Origin of the sequence: Flavobacterium sp., assembly GCF_031411595.1 — a bacterium.
Lineage (GTDB): Bacteria > Bacteroidota > Bacteroidia > Flavobacteriales > Flavobacteriaceae > Flavobacterium.
On sequence record NZ_JANOBI010000054.1, the window covers coordinates 1 to 19,227 of the forward strand.

Consider the following 19,227-nt stretch of genomic DNA (forward strand, 5'->3'; position numbering starts at 1 on the left):
CATCTTCAATATCAACCCATTGTTTTCTGTATAACAATCCGAAAGACAGATTCTCTTTCGAACCTGCATATGCAGGATTGATGACGTTCATGTTATACATATACTGCGTGTAATGAGGGTCTTGTTGGGCGTTGGCATCGAATAATGCAAAAACCATTATTAAAGTTGTAAAAAATATTTTCTTCATTTTTTTATGTTTTGAATTGTTTGATTGCTGTCTTTTAACGACAGAGCAAATTTATATTTCGGTTTACTTTTATAGTTCGTGATTAATATAAATCCATCCTGTTTTTGATTTTTCTCCATTTCTTTCAATAACATAAAAATAGGTGCCGTCCGGTAATTCATCACCACTGTCAGATTGGCCATACCATTCTTTTGAGTAATTTGATTTACTATAAACTTTAGATCCGTATCGGTTGAAAATTTCAAGTTTGGTTACATTTTGTCCTTCTAAATCAAAATAATCATTCAAACCATCTCCTGTTCCGCTTCCTTTAGGAGAAATTCCTTTTTGGATCGAACAAGATATCGTTGTTGCATTGAAAACATCCGATTCAAAGCAACCCGCTAAATCAGTGACTTCCGCTGTGTAATTCCCCGGTTGGGCAATTTCAAGTGTACTTGATGTTGCTCCAGGTACAATATTTCCTCCATTATCTCTCCAAACAAAATGTGCTGTTTGTAAATCAGTAGTTTCAGAAGTAACGGTTAAAGTGTAATTACCATTTAAACAACCACCAATAACATCAAACACGGGTTTAGCACCAACTGAAACGGTTATGGTTTGAGTATCAAAACAACGTCCTGTTACTGGTGTTGGTGTAAAGACATAACTACCAGCCTGCGTAATGATATTTGGAGACCATGTTCCAACGATTCCGTTAGGAGCGTTTGTTTGCAATACTGGTGCGGTCGTACCTGCACAAAACGTTACGGTATCAATAAAATCAGATTGCTCTATAGGATTCACTGTTACAGTAATCGTTTTTGGTAACGCACATTGTCCGGGATTCGGTGTAAAGACATAATTCCCTGTTTGCGTATTGTTTATTGTTGCAGGCAACCAAGATCCAGCAATAATATTGTTTGATGTTGTAGGCAATGTCGGTATTGACGTTGCTCCGGAACAAAAATCAGCAATCGCATTAAATGTAGGCACTATGGTTGGTGTCGAAATTACGATATTATATTGTCTGTCAGATGCACATTGTCCTGGAGTTGCATGAAATGTGTAAACCTGATTACCGACAGTTTGATTATCAATGGCTGCTGGCACCCAACTTCCTGCAATACCATTCGGAGAATGATCTGCTAATATTGGCACCACTGCGCCAGGGCAGAATGGTGTAAACTCTGCAAAATCCGGTACACGAATAGCATTGATTGTAATAGGGAAATCTGTATGACCTGCTGAAATACAATTCGCTAAATCTGCAGCAACTGTATAAGTTACTACATAATTCCCAGCGGCTGAACCTGCTGTATTGATTTCTCCAGTTGTTGCATTAATCAATAGCAAATTCGAATCTGCGGTGTAAGTTCCTCCAGTTGTGAAGTTTGCGACCGGTAATGGTGACTGATTCGCATCACTATTACAAACTGGTGTTGTATAAGTAAATCCAGTTACAGGACTATTTACGAAATCAGGTGTAATATTTACAACCAATGAGTTGGTACAACCTGTTATTATGTCTTGAGCTGTAATCGTATGTTGTCCTACGGCTACAGGACTAAAAGTAGTTGTAAACTGCCATGGTCCATTATCAATATTATATTGATAGACATTAGATGAAACTATTGGATAAAAGCCTACATCAGAATAATCCCTAGGGTCGGTAGCATTCCAATCAACAACTGTCCAATCTGCAGGATTCCATGTAGTACTTGGAGCCGTTGCCGTAGTATTTCTTCTATAATCATAACCTGCTGCATTTAATGGTGTAAAATCAGTGCCATTAATACCCCAAACATCGACTACAGCATCAGTACTTGTGGTAAGTACTATACTATCATCAGTATTGACTCCAGTACAACCAGGAATTAAATCCGGAGATACTCCACCTTGATTCGGATCTGTACTTAATTTTATGATTTTAGTCGTATTATTTGCTATAGTTCCAGATAAAGGTTGATCGCAATTCGCAGTTGCGTTTCCATTGGTGTACACTTTAAGTTTGTAATTACTTAAATCTACAGGAGAACCAGTTCCGTTGAATATTTCCACATAAGATAATGAAGGCGAAGGTGCTCCTGATGGCTGATCCGTCACTTCCGATATAAACAAATTAGATGCTAATGTACCACCTGTTGGATTAAGCGGAGAAGTAACTTCTATTGTTCCTGTAGGCGTTAAACAAGTGGGTTGCGTTATCGTAACGGTAGGAGGATCGATTCCAAAGATAGAAACCGTGAAACTTCCTTCCTCAGAACATGTCCCTGATTGCGCATAAATATATATTGTTTGGTTTTCACTGATTACAGTAGCAGGATTTATTATTGTACCCGTTCCGTTTGGTCCTCCAGTTGCTGTATAATAAGTATTATTTACAGGTAAAACAGGTAAAGTAAAGTTATTACAATCCGATACACTGTTTTGAACGGCCAATACAACAGCAGGATCAATAGTGATGCTTAATTGGCTTTCTGCAGTACATAATCCGGATTGACCATAAATATTTAATGTTTGTGTACTACTAATTGTATCTCCACCCGAACCGCTATACATCGTTCCGGTTCCGGCTGCTCCTGTATAATAATTAAATGGGACATCTAAAGCTGGTAAAACATAGTTGACACATGCTGTTACAGGAGGAAGGACTGGCGCAACCAAAACATCTTGAATGTCAACCGTGAAACTAATTTCATAATCACAAGCAGGCACCGAAGTAGTTTGTGCATACACATATATTGTATGTAGTCCTAATCCTGTTATAGTAGTATCAGTAATCGGATCTAAACCGCCCGGTTGGTTAAAATAATTCCCAACAGTTAAAGCTGGTAAAACATACGATTGACAAGCCACTACATTTGGCATAGGCGGAATAATAACTTCATTAATACGAAGTAAAACATCTTCTGTTTTTGTGGTTATTTGACCTCCACAACCTGTGTATACTGCTTGAGCAGTCATGTTTGTTGTTTCAGAAACACATACATTGATGGTAGGAGCATTACTATAAAACGCTCCGCCTTTCAACCAAGAAAACACAACATTTGAATTACCATTCGGAGTAAATCTCCATGCTTCATTGTGCGCTTCCCAAGGTCCTAAGTTTCTGTCCGGTGGGAAATGTGCTAATGTTCCATCTAAATTTTGAATTCCAATAACACCTGAACCTTCGTTCCAACCCGGACATACAGTTCTGTCTTGAACATATACTTCAATAATATTAGAAGTTTCATACAATACCATTTGACTCGTTTGCAATCCCACACTAGTTCCACAACTAAATTGACCTACATTGTAATAATTTACTACAAACGCTCTACAAGGTGCTACTCCCAAAATTTGATAATTAATACTTCGTACAATAGGAGATGTGTCTACTGCAGGATTAATATCTTGGTATGGGCCATAAATTGCATTCAAAATAGGGAATGCAGGATTTGGTAAATTAACCGCAGGATCTGTATTCCATGGGCATCCGGCATTAGGATCTGGAGCAGTAAATGTCAATACTCCGTTAGAACCTACATAGACTGTCGGATAATTAACCCCATAAAAGCAAAAGTTAAATGGAAGTGTAAAAGGAGCTGACCAAACATCATCCGTATTAACAGGTAATTGAGTTCCTCCTGTAAAAGGGAATGGCGGAGCAAACACTGTCGGTAAAACAGTATACGTTGAAGTATCTTTAGAATCTGTAAATTCTGCTGCAAGATCCACACAATTTAATCCTGGACATAAGTCGATTACGCCCGGACTTGTAGTAGCAACATTAATCTCTACACTGGCACAAACTGCTGGAGGAAGTGCTATAAAGAAATTGAAAGGTCCTGTCCAAAAACTTTGATCGGTATCAGAACAATGACTTCTGACATAATATTCATAAAATCCTGGGTCTAAAGTTGGTGTTGTAAATGTTGTTGCTGTAAGTGGAATTCCAACAGTACCGGGTCCTGGTACCGGTCCACTTGGAGCTTGATATACTAAGTCCCAATTTGTAGCGGTTCCCGGCTCGGTCCATGATAATGTTGCAGTTGGGTCATTAGAATTGGCCGCCCCTAAATTCGTTGGTTGCGGACAAGTCGGAGGCGTACAGAAATTAAACGGTCCTGCCCATGTACTTAAACCATTGACACCACCACAAACGCTTCTAACATAATAGTCATAACACGTATTCGGTGTTAATCCTGTTGCCGGATATGCATTTTGAGTGATTGTCGTTCCGGTTTGAGATACTGCCGGAGCAGTAGAACCTGCAGCTTGAATGGATATTTGCCATTCTGTTACCGGGCTGTTTACATTATTTGTCCAACCTAAACTCGCGGTAAATGGTGTTATACTAGTTGCTGTTAAAGCTGCTGGTTTGTAACATGACGGCGGTGTGGTTACTGCTCTTGGGCCTGTTGGTGTACTTGGACTTCCTATAATATTCCCACAATTTCCTCTAATATAAAAAACATAGGCTGTTTCAGGTGTTAATCCTGGGTAAGTAAAAGTATATACTGGGCCTGGGCCTCCGCCTCCATTTGTATCCAACCATCCTGGTGTTGAGGCTGTTGGAGGTGGGTCAGTAGGCAATTGAGCAAGTACTTGCCAAGCCGTAGTTGTCGCAACACTATTCCATTGTAATTGAACTGAAAAAGCAGTCAATCCTGCTGCAACCGAAACAAAAGCAGTTGGTTTATAACAAGACGGTATAGTCGTAAAAGCTTTAGGTCCTGCTAAAGTACTTAAACCATTAACTATCCCACAATCTGTTCTTACATAAAATTCATATTGCGTTTCAGGTATTAAATTTGTTGCCATATAACTAAACAATGTTGGCCCTACACCTCCAGTTGTTGTAACCCAGTTAGGGTCATCCGTTGCTGGCGCAGGTAAACTTGCTAATTGAACAAGAATTTGAAAGTTTGTTCCTCCAGTTAAGTTAGTCCAACCTAATGTATAACTATATGGATCAAGTGCAATTGAAGCCGCTGTTAATGCCGTTGGTTTCGGGCAAGCAATAGCCGTAGTAAATGCTTTTGGTCCTTGAGGATTACTAATAATACCGCCACCACAATCTGTTCTTACATAAAATTCATATTGCGTTTCAGGTAATAAACTTGTTGCTATATAACTAAAAAGTGTTGGTCCAGCACCACCAGTTGTTGTAACCCAGTTAGGATCATTGGCCGCGGGCGCAGGTAAACTTGCCAATTGAACAAGAATTTGAAAGTTCGTTCCTCCGGTTAAGTTAGTCCAACCCAATGTCGCTCCAAAAGAATTAATAGCAGCAGTTGTTAAAGCCGTTGGTTTAGGACATTGCTCTTTGGTTTTAAAATTTGTTCCGCCAGTCCATACACTTGGTCCATTAACGGAACATAAAGATTGAACATATACTGTATAATTAGTATCTGGTAATAAATCCCCTACCGGAATAGTAAATGATACCGGGCCAGGACCAATTGCTGTTGTTGTATATGTTGGTACGGTAGATGCATCCGGAACCGGTGATCCTTGAAGTACGACGTAAATTCCATATCCAGTTGTTGTAGTAGCAGATGTACCTGTTGTATTCCAATTAATAACCGCATTGTTGAATGTAATCGTCGCTGCTGGAACTGTTGGATTGGCTGTGGGTTGTAAACACAACGGATTCAAACAATCTACAGTGCCTGAATATAATGTGGTTCCAATCAATGCTTGACTGTTGGTTGTCATAGCATAAATTGTTTGTGCAAAATTGTTTTTAATATTAATTCTGATTTCGTCAGGAAAATCTCCCGCTACACTCCAGAATAAACTAAACGGTTGATTAGTACAAAGCGGAACCGTAACTGTTGTTGGCCCACCATTGGTAATCGTTGCGCCAATCGTAGCCACAACCAATCCGTTTTGGATTACTTGCATTCTTCCGCCTTCCCAACCATTACCTCCTGTATCGGTCATGTTAAAAGTGTAATTACATTGTTGGGCGGGCAAACAAGCAGGCGTATTAAATGGAAATGGCCCAGTCCATGGACTGAAAAGCCCAGCCCCGCAATCAGCTCTTACCCAATATTGATATTGATGTGAAGCTACTAAATCATCTCCTATAAAGGTTTGCGTTATAAGATAATTTGAATTGTCATTGGTTGTAAGCCCAGCGTCATTAGGAATCGCTGCTCCTAAATCTTGAACCGCTATTTCCCACGAAGTTGCTGCACTTCCCAGACCGTTAACCCAATTAGCTTCTGCACTTGTTGGAGTAACAATACCCATAGGAGTTATTGTTGGTTGTGGGCAAGTAGCATTTTGTATGTTTAAATTGTAAGCAAAATTTGGCGTCGCTGTAGTGGATGAAATTACTATATATATAGTTTGTCCCGCAGTTACAGCAACTGATGGTATGATTCTAACGTTACCACCGGAATTTCCTACACCGGCGATACAAGTTGTTCCGATATTGGCACAACTGGTATAAACAAAAATACCCGTGTTGGTTGCGCCTTGAGGATCCATAGTGATTACTATGTTTCCTGTATCAGTAGCAGTATAAGAATATACAACATCATTTCCACCTAAAAATCCTGCTGGCGCTCCACATAAAGTAGCATTCCCAGGTGATCCGTTGGTAATATTATTACCATATATTGTCGTGTTGCTAGCATCCGAATAAGGCAATGGCGTCACTACAATTGGAGTAGCACAGGATGTTCCTAATGGTTTTGTATTCCAGTTGAATGGCCCTACCCAATTACTATTTGAGTCTGTACAAACGGCTCTTACATAATATTGATAACCTGTATTAGGCAATAATCCTGTTAGAGTGGTAGTTCTTGGATTTTCATTATTATTAACTGCCACTGTAAATACATTAGGTGCAGGTACATCTAAAATAAAACCTGTTGGACCATATTGTACGTCAAATGTTGTACTTGTACTAGATAGCCATGTTAATTTTGTCGTCGTTGCTGTTATAGATGCAGGAATAACCAAAAGTACTGTTGGGTCGATACATTTTTCAACAATTTTTACATCATCCACCAACCATCGGTCACCAGGTGTTGAAGGACCTGGCTGCGTAGTAACTTTAACGAAAGCAAAATATCTTAAACCTGTAAAAGGTAAATCTATTACTTTTTCTTCGTAATCTAATTGCGTAGCCGTTATCGTACTTAGTTCGGTTTCTGTATATTCAGCTACTAAGATAGTATAAGCAGACAAATCACTTTGATCCGCTGAAGCAGAAGCGAGAACTCGAAATTTAGTACTCGAATCATCACCGATTAAAGTCTGTCTCGTAAAAAACCGCAATTGACTATTAGCTGTTATGTTTCGCTGTGGCGTACACAACCATTCTTGAGCCAAAACACCTATTCCGGTATTTTCACGGTCGATAAAAGCCGCTTTAACTCCACTATTTGCAGGGAATGTGTTTGAAGGAGTGTTTCTTCTCCAATTTGGATTGCTGTTAGTTCGATTGTCTCTTACTAACCAGTTCCCTGAAGTCATCGTCCATACTCCTGATGCATCTGCATTATCCGGTGCGGCTTCAAAATCCTCAACTAGTATTTGAGAATAACCAAGTAACGATGTAAATGATAATAAAATGATGAAAATAAATTTTTTCATAAAATGAAAATTTAGTTGGTTTATTATAGTCTTGTAATTTTTGAGCACCAAATTTAACAAAAATTATGAAAGCATTAAGATAAATTTGTTTTTTAACGATTTTCTGCAATGAAAATCCTAATTTAAAGAGTGATAAAACAAATAAATGCGGGTTATTCATTAGCTTTGCGACATAAATTTAGTTATGCTAGAAAAAGAAAATATCAATTTTGAAAAGACGGTCATTGTAGGCATTGTCACCCAAAATCAATCAGAAGAAAAACTGACGGAGTATCTGGATGAACTTGAATTCCTAACCTTTACCGCAGGTGGCGAAGTCATCAAACGGTTTTTTCAAAAAATGGAACGCCCGAATCCGAAAACGTTTCTCGGAACCGGAAAAATGGAAGAAATCAATCTTTATGTTAAAGAAAATGGTATTGCTACCGTAATTTTCGATGACGAATTATCACCTTCCCAACAAAAGAATATTACCAAAATCCTCAACTGCAAAGTCTTAGACAGAACCAACCTCATCTTAGATATTTTTGCGCAAAGAGCCGAAACTTCTTATGCAAGAACTCAAGTAGAACTAGCACAGTGTCAATATTTATTACCTCGTTTGTCCGGAATGTGGACACACTTAGAACGTCAAAAAGGAGGAATCGGAATGCGTGGTCCTGGAGAAACCGAAATCGAAACTGACCGCCGTATTGTGCGCGATCGTATTGCTTTATTGAAAGATAAAATCAAAACGATCGACAAACAAATGTCGATCCAACGCAGCAATCGCGGCGCTATGGTTCGTGTGGCTTTGGTTGGTTATACCAATGTCGGAAAATCTACTTTGATGAATGTCATTAGTAAAAGTGAGGTTTTTGTTGAAAATAAATTGTTCGCAACCTTAGACACAACGGTTCGTAAAGTCGTGATTAAAAACCTGCCTTTCCTGCTTTCTGATACTGTTGGATTTATTCGAAAATTGCCAACGCAACTTGTTGATTCTTTTAAAAGCACTTTGGATGAAGTTCGCGAAGCCGATTTATTATTGCATGTGGTAGACATTTCACATCCAGATTTCGAAGATCATATTGCATCGGTCAATCAAACATTACTCGACATTAAAAGCAATAATAAACCAACGTTAATGGTGTTTAATAAAATCGATGCTTTCCATCATCTGACGATTGATGACGATGATTTAATCACCGAAAAAACCAAACGTCATTATACTCTAGAAGAATGGAAGCACACTTGGATGAACGATGTGGGCGAAAAAAATGCCTTGTTTATTTCGGCCATTAATAAAGAAAATTTAGAAGAATTTAGAAAGCGTGTTTATGAAACGGTAAGGGAAATCCATATCACGAGATTTCCGTATAATAAATTTTTATATCCTGATTATGAAGACGCTATTGAGAAAGAGGATTAATCGACATTTCATGCTAACAAAAAAAGACCTTTAAGTTTAAATCCTAAAGGTCTTTTTCTTTGAAGTATTTATTTTTAAAATCCGTAATTCGCAGCCAATCCGAATATTTGTCTTGTTTGCAATCCACGAAATGCATTGTCGTCATATATCGCCTGAAACACCAAATTCGTAGTTAAATAACGGTTGATTCGCATGACCATGGCCAAGGTGTAATCAACATCTACGTTTTGCCCATCTTCTAAATAGTTCGAGTAAAGGTTCAGTGTGTTTTCCATAGAAACGTTCAGCATTAAGTCGAGTTTGTAATATGATGAGGCGTAAAAACCAAGTTCATATCGCGAACTTCTTCCTTCTTCCACACCAAAATATTTCTTTTCAGCAAGTGTAAAATCGGCATCTACAAAAGTGATTTTTGAAGTTAATGGCGCAAGATTTACTTTTAAATTATCATTCTTTTTCCAGAACATTCCTGGTCCAAAAGTCAAATAGCCTGGTGAAAAAATATTCGTATATTCTGTTCTAATCTCTTTTCCATTGTCATCTTTTCCATAAACATATCCTTTGGTAAATTGCGTTCTGAAATTCAAAAAGAATGAATAATACCATTGCCCAACGGCTTTTTTACCCAACACAGAATTAAATTCAAAACGATCATCTGTTTTTTTCTCAAAGTCTGAATTTTTTGTTTGAAGCAAACCGTATGATGCAATCACTTTGTTATCCCAAGTAATATCTTTTTTCTTGTAGTTGAAATCATAGTTGACCCCTAAATTTCCAGATAAATTATTTTCGCCACCTGCTACCCAGTTATTGAAATTGGATTGGTTGAAAAGTAAAATAATATTGCCTTTTTTCTTCCAGCCATTACTTGTAGTATCTGTTATTTTCTTTACCGCCTTTTCTGTGTTGGCAATAATTTCTTTTTCTGCGTCTTGGGCTTGCAATAAGCCTGCACTAAACAAAAGCAATCCTAAGAATAAACTTTTTTTCATTTGTTCGTTTGTTTTATTTTTCGGGGTAAAGATAGTGAAAGCGTATAATAACGCCTCCAATTGTGCTTTAGAATTTTAAAACGGAATTATGATTTTGCTGCTTTGAATAAAGGAACCGCAGAACATGCTTCGCCATACATAATGCTTTTGGCAAAAGGTTGCAACAATTGAGACGCCATAATATAAGCACTCATCGGAACAGGCATTTTAGAACACCCTTTTAAAATAACGGGTTTGTCTTTATAGGAAGCATAATCAATCTTAGGAAGTACTTCTTGATAAAGTGCGGTTTCTAAATCTTCCAATGTTCCGTTGACGACTTTTGAAGCAAACGGCGTCAGATGAACTGCTACTAAAATCAATGCCCAAGCGGGAATAATAGCGTCAGTACTGCAATTTATAGCTACATATTGATTTTGATACTGTGCCCAATCGTGGACTTTCAAGGCTGCTCTAAAGTCTTTTTCTTTTAAAATAAATCCTTCAAACAACCATTGGGAAATATCCAATTGACATCGAATACCTTTGGTGTATAAATCTTCTAAATCGAAAACTTCTAAAGCACTATTGGCGACTTTATTGATGATTTCTTCTTGCATAATTACAGCATTCCCAATTCTAATTTGGCTTCTTCGCTCATCAAATCTTTGCTCCATGGTGGGTCAAAAGTGATTTCAACTTCAGCGCCTTTGACATGCTCAATTCCTTTTACTTTTTCTTCAACTTCTCGCGGCAACGTTTCCGCTACAGGGCAATTCGGAGAAGTAAGTGTCATCAAGATTTTCACTTCATAATCTTCGTTTACCATCACATCGTAGATTAATCCTAGTTCGTATATATCAACCGGAATTTCAGGATCGTAAATGGTTTTTAGTTTTTTAACGATGGCTTCACCGAGTAAGTTGGTGTCTATTGCTTGTTCCATAATTTTAATTTTTTGAATCGTATGCCAATGCATACATTTTTATTTGTTTAATCATCGACACCAATCCGTTAGCGCGTGTTGGTGACAACTGTTCTTTGAGGCCAATTTCATCAATAAATTTAGTGTCAGCTTCTAAAATATCTTTGGCTTTTTGATTGGAGAAAACACGAATCAAAATCGCAATGATACCTTTAGTAATAATCGCGTCGCTGTCGGCTGTGAAAATTACTTCACCATCAACTTCTTCACCATGCAACCATACTTTCGATTGGCAACCTTTAATTGTATTTTCTTCTGTTTTGTATTGATTGTCAATCAATGGAAGCGTTTTTCCTAAATCGATAACATATTGAAAACGTTCGTCCCAATCATCAAACATTGAAAATTCATCGATAATTTCTTCTTGTATTTCCTTTATTGACATTATTGCGGCAGTGCTAAAAGGGTTATTTTATTGACTAATTTTTCAATTTCTACCGGTGGATTTCCATGATCAAATGGTTGTGAACTATAGGTTTTTCCTTGGTAAGTGATTTTCAAATTTGCGATAGCAGCGCCATCATAAAATCGTTTTTCCGTTGGTCCTTTTAGGTTTGGAATGCCTTCTAAATCAACTTCCTGAAAAGCATCAATAATTTTTTTCCAATCTGAATTCGCAATTTTTTGATCCACAATCGGATTCTCATTGTTGCGCTCTTTTGAAACGCCAAACTTTTGATTCTGCACAACAATCTTTTGAAAAAAGCCACGTGTGTTTGCAGTGTATTCAATCACAGCGGTTTCAACATCCTGCTTCTGCTCTGCATTGCAACCTTTTCCTAAGAAAATGGTTAAAAAAAGTATCGAAATTATTTTCATAGTGAATAGTATTAAATCAACATGGCTTTTGCTTTTTGAATCGCGTCTACCATCGTATCTATTTCTTCTTTGGTGTTATAAAAAGCAAACGATGCTCTAATGGTTCCTGGTATTTTATAAAAATCCATAATCGGTTGGGCACAATGATGGCCGGTTCTCACGGCGATTCCTTTCTTGTCGATAATCGTCCCAATGTCATACGGATGAATGCCCTCAATGTTAAACGAAATTACGGAAGTTTTTTCTTTTGCAGTACCAAAAATTTTAAGTCCATCGATGGCTAATAATTTTTGTGTGGCGTATTCGAGTAATTCGTGTTCGTATTTTGCAATGTTGTCAAAACCAATTTCATTCAAATAATCAATTGCGGTTCCAAGCACGATTCCGCCTGCGATGTTGGGCGTTCCGGCTTCGAATTTATGAGGTAAATCGGCGTAAGTCGTTTTTTCGAAAGTGACAGTAGCAATCATTTCACCGCCGCCTTGATACGGTGGTAATTTGTTGAGCCATGCTTCTTTTCCGTATAAGATTCCGGTGCCTGTTGGTCCGCACATTTTGTGCCCTGAGAATACATAAAAATCACAATCGAGTTTTTGAACATCGGGTTTTAAATGCGGTACTGCTTGAGCACCGTCGATTAAAATGGCTGCGCCCACTTGATGTGCTTTTTGAATCATTTCCGCAACCGGATTGATCGTTCCCAAAGCATTGGAAATATGATTAACTGCTACGATTTTTGTGTTCGAGGACAACAGTTTTTCATATTCTGTTTGGATTAATTCACCGGCTTCGTTGATTGGAATTACTTTTAAAGTGGCTCCGGTTTTCTCACACAACATTTGCCAAGGCACAATATTGCTGTGATGCTCGAGCGCTGAAACCAAAACCTCATCACCTGCTTTTAGTATGGATGCAAAACCATTGGCAACCGCATTAATGCTATGGGTTGTTCCTGAAGTAAATATAATTTCGTGTGAATATTTAGCGTTGATGTGTTGTTGGATTTTTTTTCTGGAAACTTCATAAGCATCGGTCGCCATTTGACTTAAAGTATGCACACCGCGATGAATGTTTGCATTGATTTCCTGATAATATTTTGAAATGGCATCAATGACCACTTGTGGTTTTTGGGAAGTCGCACCATTATCGAAATAGACTAGCGGTTTGCCGTTTATTTTTTGGTTCAGAATGGGGAATTCGGCTCTTATTTTTTGAATGTCTAGCATGGGTTATTTAGAAAAATTCTACGTACAAAAGTAGTGTAAATCGATAAGAATTGTATCAAAGAGTTGTTAATATATTGGAGTCGATTTAGCTCGCAGAGGCGCTAAGACGCATAGGGTTTTTGTGTTTGCAGCGAACTTTCAATGATACGTGAAAACCTAGCCCCGATAGAAGGGAAAATCCTTGGCATTGGGAGATTGCCGCGCAAGCTCGCAATGACAAGATTGGAATGATAGCGGGAAACAGCTCCTGAAAAATCTACAAATCAAATCCGATTTTTACGCCCAATTTGGTTGCGATGAGTTTGGTGATTCTTTGTTTGAGTTCGGGGATTTTGATGCTTTCGATTACGGCATTTGAGAACGCATACATCAACAATGCTTTGGCTTCTTTTTTTGGAATTCCGCGCGATTGCATGTAGAACATGGCGGTATCATCAAGCTGTCCGATGGTGCAGCCGTGCGAACATTTAACATCGTCGGCAAAGATTTCGAGTTGTGGTTTGGCGTTGATTGTAGCCTTATCACTCAGTAAAATATTGTTGCTTTTTTGGAATGCATTGGTTTTTTGCGCTTCTTTTTCGACATAGATTTTTCCGTTGAAAACACCGGTCGAGTTGTCGGAAAAAATACCTTTATAATCCTGAAAACTCTCGCAATTCGGCTGTGCATGGTGCACTAAAGTGTAATGATCTACGTGTTGCTTTTCGCCAATAATCGTGATGCCGTTGAGATGGCTTTCGATTCTTTCGCCTTTATGGTAAAAATTAAGGTTGTTTCTCGTAAGATTTCCGCCGAAGCTGAATGTGTTTACATGCACGTGACTTTCTTGTTGTTGGGACACATAAGTATTGTCGATTAACGAGGCGAAATGGTTGTCATTTTGAATTTTATAATAATCGACAATGGCCCGTTTTTGAGCGAAAATTTCGGTTACAGAATTCGTCAAAACCGCATTGTCGTTGAGGCTTTGGTGTCTTTCGATGATTTGAACGTGTGAGTTTTCACCAACGATAATTAAGTTTCTAGGCTGTAACATTAGCGCTGCTTCACTTCCTGTGGAGAAATACATAATCTCTACAGGCTTGTCGGTTACTTTGCTTTTGGGAATGTTGATGTATGCGCCTTCGCTAGCAAAAGCTGTATTGAGTGAAGTTAGACTTTCGTCTTTGTTGGCGATTTTATTGAAATACTCATCAATAATCATTTTGTATTTTGGCTTGTTGAGTGCTGATGACATCAAACAAACATCGACACCGTCATGCGTTGTGGACGATAAAAATGAACTGAAAACACCATCGATAAACACTACTTTATAGGTGTCGATTTCATGTAAGAAATATTTTTTTACATCGGCAAATTCAATCGTATTTTCATGTTTTGGGAAAACAGAAAAATCGTTTTTAAGAAGTGCGTTGAGTGATGTATATTTCCAAGCTTCGTCCTTTTTGGTTGGAAAGCCTTTCGCTTCGAAGTTTTTGAATGCGGATGTGCGGATGTCATGCAAGTCGGCATTGACGTCGACTTGTTCTTCAAAAGCCATGAATGAGGCGATGAGTTTTTCTTTTAATTCCATATACTTGTCGGTTGTCGGTCTGAAACCGGTAACGTTTTATGCTTCTTGTTCTTGTTTGATCCAGTCGTATCCTTTTTCTTCGAGTTCGTAAGCCAGTTCTTTGCCACCTGATTTTACGATTTTTCCGTTGTATAAAACATGGACGAAATCCGGAACGATATAGTCTAAAAGTCTTTGATAGTGCGTGATGACGATAACAGCGTTGTTTTCGCTTTTGAGTTTGTTGACACCATTGGCTACGATTCTTAAGGCATCGATATCGAGACCCGAATCGGTTTCATCTAAAATCGCGAGTTTCGGTTCCAGCATTGCCATTTGGAAAATTTCGTTTCGTTTTTTCTCACCACCCGAAAAACCTTCGTTGAGCGAACGCGATAAAAACTTGCGATCGATTTCTAACAATTCTGATTTTTCACGGATTAGTTTGAGCATTTCATTCGCCGGCATTTCTTCTTTTCCGTTGGCTTTTCTGGTTTCGTTGATGGCGGTTCTCATGAAGTTGGTTACCGAAACACCCGGGATTTCTACGGGATATTGAAACGAAAGAAAAACGCCTTTGTGTGCGCGTTCTTCGGGAGCTAAATCTGATAAATCTTCACCGTCTAGAAAAACTTCGCCTGAGGTCACTTCGTAATTTTCGTTTCCTGCAATTACGGCTGAAAGTGTACTTTTTCCGGAACCGTTCGGGCCCATGATGGCGTGTACTTCACCCGCTTTTACTTCAAGATTGATGCCTTTTAATATTTCTTTGTCTTCTACTGAAGCGTGTAAATTTTTTATGCTTAACATTTTTATTTTTTATTTTAAACCATTAAGGGATTAAGATTCATCAAGTGTGTTTATCCAACGCTGCCTTCGAGCGAAATTTCAAGTAATTTCTGAGCTTCCACCGCAAACTCCATTGGCAGTTTATTGAGAACGTCTTTGCTGAAACCATTGACGATTAATGCAATTGCTTTTTCAGTAGGAATACCACGTTGGTTGCAATAAAAAACTTGGTCTTCTCCAATTTTTGAAGTCGTCGCTTCGTGTTCTATTTTGGCCGTTGGGTTTTTACTTTCGATGTATGGAAAAGTATGTGCGCCGCAATTGTTTCCCATGAGCAAAGAATCACATTGCGAAAAATTTCTGGCATTTTCAGCACGGGCTCCTATTTGAACCAAACCACGGTAACTGTTTTGAGATTTTCCGGCAGAAATTCCTTTTGAGATAATCGTTGATTTTGTGTTTTTCCCCAAGTGAACCATTTTCGTTCCTGTATCAGCTTGTTGAAAGTTATTGGTTACAGCAATCGAATAAAATTCACCTACAGAATTGTCGCCTTTCAAAATGCATGATGGATATTTCCAAGTAACGGCTGAACCAGTTTCAACTTGCGTCCAAGAAATCTTGGCGTTTTTCTCGCACAAACCTCTTTTGGTTACGAAGTTGAATACGCCGCCTTTGCCTTCTTTGTTTCCCGGATACCAGTTTTGTACGGTTGAATATTTAATTTCTGCATCATCCATAGCGATGAGTTCAACCACTGCTGCATGCAATTGATTTTCGTCACGACTTGGCGCCGTACAACCTTCGAGATACGAAACATAACTGCCTTCATCAGCAATCACCAACGTTCTTTCAAATTGTCCGGTTCCGGCTTGATTGATTCTGAAATACGTAGATAATTCCATCGGGCAACGAACGCCTTTTGGAATGTAACAGAACGAACCATCGGAGAAAACCGCCGAATTCAATGCTGCGTAAAAATTATCTTTTTGAGGCACAACAGTTCCTAAATGTTTTTTCACCAAATCAGGATATTCGCGAATCGCTTCAGAAATAGAACAGAAAATAATTCCTTTTTCGCCTAGCGTTTTCTTGAAAGTCGTGGCTACGGAAACCGAATCGACTACAATATCCATCGCGACACCGCTAAGCATTTTTTGCTCATCGATTGAAATTCCTAATTTTTTGAATGTTTCGAGTAATTCCGGATCAACCTCATCAAGGCTTTCATATTTTGCTTTGCTCAAAGGCGCAGAATAATACGAAATCGCTTGAAAATCGGGTTTGTCATAATGCACATTGGCCCATTCCGGTTCGATCATTTGTTCCCAAGCACGAAAAGCTTCAATGCGCCAATCGGTCATCCATTGCGGTTCTTCTTTGCGAAGTGAAATGGCGCGAACGATATCTTCATTCAACCCAACAGGAAAAGTATCCGATTTGATGTCGGTATAAAAACCGTACTCGTATTCTTTGTTTTCGAGTTCAATTTTTAAATCGTCTTCGGTATATTTTGACATAATTGTTTTTTAATTTATAATGAAAACGACTCCCCGCAACCGCAAGTTCTGCTGGCGTTCGGATTATTGAAAACAAAACCTTTTCCGTTTAATCCGCCTGAAAATTCTAAAATGGTTCCGGCTAAGTATAAAAACGATTTTTTCTCAACGGCAATTCTGACATGATTGACTTCGAAGATTTTATCGTTCTCACCGGTTTCTTTATCAAATTTCAATTCGTATGATAAACCTGAGCAACCACCACTTTTAACACCCACACGAACATAGTCTTTGGAAGCGTCAAAACCGTCGTCTTTCATCATCTCTACGATTTTTTTACTGGCTGTATCTGATACTTGTATCATAATGCTGATTTTTATTGTTCATCAAGAAATAAATACCTTATCTTGATTTTGTCTAAATTAATGGCAAAGATAAACTAAAATATACTTTTTGCTAATCAGACAAGGATTTTTAAATACAATATTAACATAGATATTTTTGATTTCTGCTTTTAAAACAAATGGATTTTAGTAATTTGGCAACTCATTTTCGAAAGCAAACTTACATGAAACTTTATCCTATTGAATCAGGCAATTTCAAATTAGACGGTGGCGCTATGTTCGGTGTTGTCCCAAAAACCATTTGGAACAAAACCAATCCGGCAGATCAAAACAACTTAATTGATATTGCCGCAAGATGCTTGTTGATTGAAGACGGCAACCGTTTAATCTTAATTGATACCGGAATGGGCAACAAACAATCGGAAAAATTTTTCGGCTATTATTCGCTTTGGGGAACACATAGCATCGATAAATCTTTGGCGAATTTTGGTTTTCATCGCGATGATATTACCGACGTTTTTATGACGCATTTGCATTTTGATCATTGCGGCGGAAGCGTACAATGGAATCAAGACAAAACGGGTTACGAAGTCGCTTTTAAAAATGCTAAATTCTGGACCAACGAAAATCATTGGGAATGGGCAACCAAACCCAATGCGCGCGAAAAAGCGTCTTTCCTTTCCGAGAATATTTTACCCATGCAAGAAAGTGGGCAATTAAATTTTATTCAAAAACCGAATAGCGATTTTCTTATGCAGTCTGAATTAAATTTTGGGGTTTTCTTTGTTGATGGTCATACCGAAAAAATGATGATTCCGCAGATTCAATACCAAGATAAAACGATTTGTTTTATGGCGGATTTGTTGCCGACTGCCGGACATATTCCATTGCCATATGTCATGGGTTATGATACAAGACCGCTTTTAACATTGCCTGAAAAAGAAAAGTTTATGAATTTGGCGGCGGATAATAATTACTATTTATTCCTCGAACATGATGCCCATAATGAAATCATTACTGTTGAAAAAACCGAAAGAGGCGTTCGTTTGAAAGATGTTTTTAAAACCGCTGAAGTCTTTTAATCAAAGTTCAAAAAGCATATCTTCTTTATTTTAAACAAGATCTGTTTCAAAATAGAATGTTAAAGTTTTATTGATATGTCAATTTTTGACAAAACATTTATATTTTTACTTCATGGAAAGACTTGAAACCATTAATTTTTATTTGCTCGACAAAGCCATTCGAACGTATCGAATTTACTCTCAAAAGAAGCTAAAAGAAAACGGGTTTAAAATAACGGTCGATCAATGGTTGATTATTAAAGTGTTGCTAGAAAATCCCGGAATATCGCAACAAAGTATTGCTGAGAAGGCTTTTAAAGACAATGCTTCGGTAACAAGAATCATTGAGCTTTTGGTGAAATCGAAATATCTGGACCGAAAAGTAAATCCAAAAGACAGAAGAACTTCCATATTGAAAGTCACAGCAGCCGGCGAAGATATCATCAACAAGGTGCAAGACTTAGTGCTTCAAAACAGAAAAATGGCCCAAATCGGAATCACATTAGAAGAATTAGAAAACCTCAATTCAACTTTAAAAAAAATAATTAAAAATTGCCAACCTTAATTTTAAGATTATGTTGAAATTAGTCTATGTAGTGGCGTTATTATTTGTCGTTGCTTTTCGATTTGTCTTGTCATTATTCGATATGATTTGAAAAACAAGTTGACCGTAAAATGATTTGTATCCCTTTATAAAACTTGACAAAATTCAAGTTAAACACTTGTGCGTAATAAATTAATGTTAATAAAACCTGATTATCAGATAAAACCTGATTATTTTTGGCTCACTTTAAAAACTATTAAA

Annotated in this window: 15 protein-coding genes; 3 read left to right on the top strand and 12 right to left on the bottom strand. The window is 37.9% G+C overall.

The genetic code is table 11. The features are described from left to right. Both RMO03_RS12675 and RMO03_RS12680 read right to left on the bottom strand, forming a co-directional pair. Positions 1–187 (bottom strand): type IX secretion system membrane protein PorP/SprF (locus RMO03_RS12675; RefSeq protein ID WP_309642473.1); only part of this gene is annotated, 187 nt, incomplete at its 3' end. Positions 188–256: 69 nt separating this feature from the next. After that, complete coding sequence (locus RMO03_RS12680; RefSeq protein ID WP_309642474.1) at positions 257–7,765, bottom strand: fibronectin type III domain-containing protein; 7,509 nt, start codon at positions 7,763–7,765, stop codon at positions 257–259. A gap of 184 nt (positions 7,766–7,949) precedes the next feature. Between RMO03_RS12680 and hflX the strand changes: the two genes are divergently transcribed. Further along, positions 7,950–9,176: a GTPase HflX gene (gene hflX / locus RMO03_RS12685; RefSeq protein ID WP_309642475.1), complete on the top strand. Its 1,227-nt coding sequence runs from the start codon at positions 7,950–7,952 to the stop codon at positions 9,174–9,176. 74 nt (positions 9,177–9,250) lie between these two features. Here the strand turns inward: hflX and RMO03_RS12690 are convergent, their stop codons facing one another. The 10 genes from RMO03_RS12690 to RMO03_RS12735 all read right to left on the bottom strand — a co-directional run bounded on the left by RMO03_RS12690 (position 9,251) and on the right by RMO03_RS12735 (position 17,382). Continuing rightward, the gene (locus RMO03_RS12690) at positions 9,251–10,168 is read right to left on the bottom strand and encodes a DUF3078 domain-containing protein (RefSeq protein WP_309642476.1); all 918 of its coding nucleotides are present in this window, start codon (positions 10,166–10,168) and stop codon (positions 9,251–9,253) included. An 86-nt stretch (positions 10,169–10,254) separates the two neighbouring features. Further along, positions 10,255–10,767: a DUF2480 family protein gene (locus RMO03_RS12695; protein WP_309642521.1), complete on the bottom strand. Its 513-nt coding sequence runs from the start codon at positions 10,765–10,767 to the stop codon at positions 10,255–10,257. Between the two features lie 2 nt (positions 10,768–10,769). Beyond that, a complete protein-coding gene (locus RMO03_RS12700) occupies positions 10,770–11,093 on the bottom strand; it encodes an SUF system Fe-S cluster assembly protein (RefSeq protein ID WP_309642477.1) in 324 nt (107 codons plus the stop codon). 4 nt (positions 11,094–11,097) lie between these two features. Continuing rightward, a complete protein-coding gene (locus RMO03_RS12705; protein ID WP_309642478.1) occupies positions 11,098–11,517 on the bottom strand; it encodes a SufE family protein in 420 nt (139 codons plus the stop codon). Further along, complete coding sequence (locus RMO03_RS12710; protein ID WP_309642479.1) at positions 11,517–11,951, bottom strand: hypothetical protein; 435 nt, start codon at positions 11,949–11,951, stop codon at positions 11,517–11,519. Before RMO03_RS12710 ends, RMO03_RS12705 begins: the two co-directional genes overlap by 1 nt. 11 nt (positions 11,952–11,962) lie before the next feature. Next, on the bottom strand, positions 11,963–13,177 hold the full coding sequence (locus tag RMO03_RS12715) for a cysteine desulfurase (RefSeq protein WP_309642480.1): 1,215 nt from the start codon (positions 13,175–13,177) through the stop codon (positions 11,963–11,965). A gap of 256 nt (positions 13,178–13,433) precedes the next feature. Beyond that, on the bottom strand, positions 13,434–14,750 hold the full coding sequence (sufD, locus tag RMO03_RS12720) for a Fe-S cluster assembly protein SufD (protein ID WP_309642481.1): 1,317 nt from the start codon (positions 14,748–14,750) through the stop codon (positions 13,434–13,436). Between the two features lie 36 nt (positions 14,751–14,786). Next, the gene (sufC, locus tag RMO03_RS12725) at positions 14,787–15,539 is read right to left on the bottom strand and encodes a Fe-S cluster assembly ATPase SufC (RefSeq protein ID WP_309642482.1); all 753 of its coding nucleotides are present in this window, start codon (positions 15,537–15,539) and stop codon (positions 14,787–14,789) included. Positions 15,540–15,589: 50 nt separating this feature from the next. Continuing rightward, positions 15,590–17,038 (bottom strand): Fe-S cluster assembly protein SufB, encoded by a 1,449-nt coding sequence (gene sufB, locus RMO03_RS12730; protein WP_309642483.1) that lies wholly within the window; start codon positions 17,036–17,038, stop codon positions 15,590–15,592. 14 nt (positions 17,039–17,052) lie between these two features. After that, entirely contained in the window at positions 17,053–17,382 is a 330-nt protein-coding gene (locus RMO03_RS12735; protein ID WP_309642484.1) for an iron-sulfur cluster assembly accessory protein, read from the bottom strand. 203 nt (positions 17,383–17,585) lie between these two features. Between RMO03_RS12735 and RMO03_RS12740 the strand changes: the two genes are divergently transcribed. Further along, positions 17,586–18,443, top strand: a complete 858-nt coding sequence (locus tag RMO03_RS12740; RefSeq protein WP_309642485.1) for an MBL fold metallo-hydrolase — start codon at positions 17,586–17,588, stop codon at positions 18,441–18,443. Positions 18,444–18,555: 112 nt separating this feature from the next. Next, positions 18,556–18,987 carry a MarR family transcriptional regulator gene (locus RMO03_RS12745; protein WP_309642486.1) on the top strand — a complete coding sequence of 144 codons (432 nt, stop codon included), beginning with the start codon at positions 18,556–18,558 and terminating at the stop codon, positions 18,985–18,987. Positions 18,988–19,227: the final 240 nt, after the last annotated feature.

Excerpts from the sequence above, each read along its gene's own strand:
- RMO03_RS12700 (WP_309642477.1), bottom strand. The coding sequence starts at position 11,093 with ATGGAACAAGCAATAGACACCAACTTACTCGGTGAAGCCATCGTTAAA.
- sufC (WP_309642482.1), bottom strand. The coding sequence starts at position 15,539 with ATGTTAAGCATAAAAAATTTACACGCTTCAGTAGAAGACAAAGAAATA.
- RMO03_RS12740 (WP_309642485.1), top strand. The coding sequence starts at position 17,586 with ATGAAACTTTATCCTATTGAATCAGGCAATTTCAAATTAGACGGTGGC.
- RMO03_RS12735 (WP_309642484.1), bottom strand. The coding sequence starts at position 17,382 with ATGATACAAGTATCAGATACAGCCAGTAAAAAAATCGTAGAGATGATG.
- RMO03_RS12690 (WP_309642476.1), bottom strand. The coding sequence starts at position 10,168 with ATGAAAAAAAGTTTATTCTTAGGATTGCTTTTGTTTAGTGCAGGCTTA.
- sufD (WP_309642481.1), bottom strand. The coding sequence starts at position 14,750 with ATGGAATTAAAAGAAAAACTCATCGCCTCATTCATGGCTTTTGAAGAA.
- RMO03_RS12705 (WP_309642478.1), bottom strand. The coding sequence starts at position 11,517 with ATGTCAATAAAGGAAATACAAGAAGAAATTATCGATGAATTTTCAATG.
- RMO03_RS12710 (WP_309642479.1), bottom strand. The coding sequence starts at position 11,951 with ATGAAAATAATTTCGATACTTTTTTTAACCATTTTCTTAGGAAAAGGT.
- RMO03_RS12695 (WP_309642521.1), bottom strand. The coding sequence starts at position 10,767 with ATGCAAGAAGAAATCATCAATAAAGTCGCCAATAGTGCTTTAGAAGTT.
- RMO03_RS12680 (WP_309642474.1), bottom strand. The coding sequence starts at position 7,765 with ATGAAAAAATTTATTTTCATCATTTTATTATCATTTACATCGTTACTT.
- RMO03_RS12715 (WP_309642480.1), bottom strand. The coding sequence starts at position 13,177 with ATGCTAGACATTCAAAAAATAAGAGCCGAATTCCCCATTCTGAACCAA.
- RMO03_RS12745 (WP_309642486.1), top strand. The coding sequence starts at position 18,556 with ATGGAAAGACTTGAAACCATTAATTTTTATTTGCTCGACAAAGCCATT.
- hflX (WP_309642475.1), top strand. The coding sequence starts at position 7,950 with ATGCTAGAAAAAGAAAATATCAATTTTGAAAAGACGGTCATTGTAGGC.
- sufB (WP_309642483.1), bottom strand. The coding sequence starts at position 17,038 with ATGTCAAAATATACCGAAGACGATTTAAAAATTGAACTCGAAAACAAA.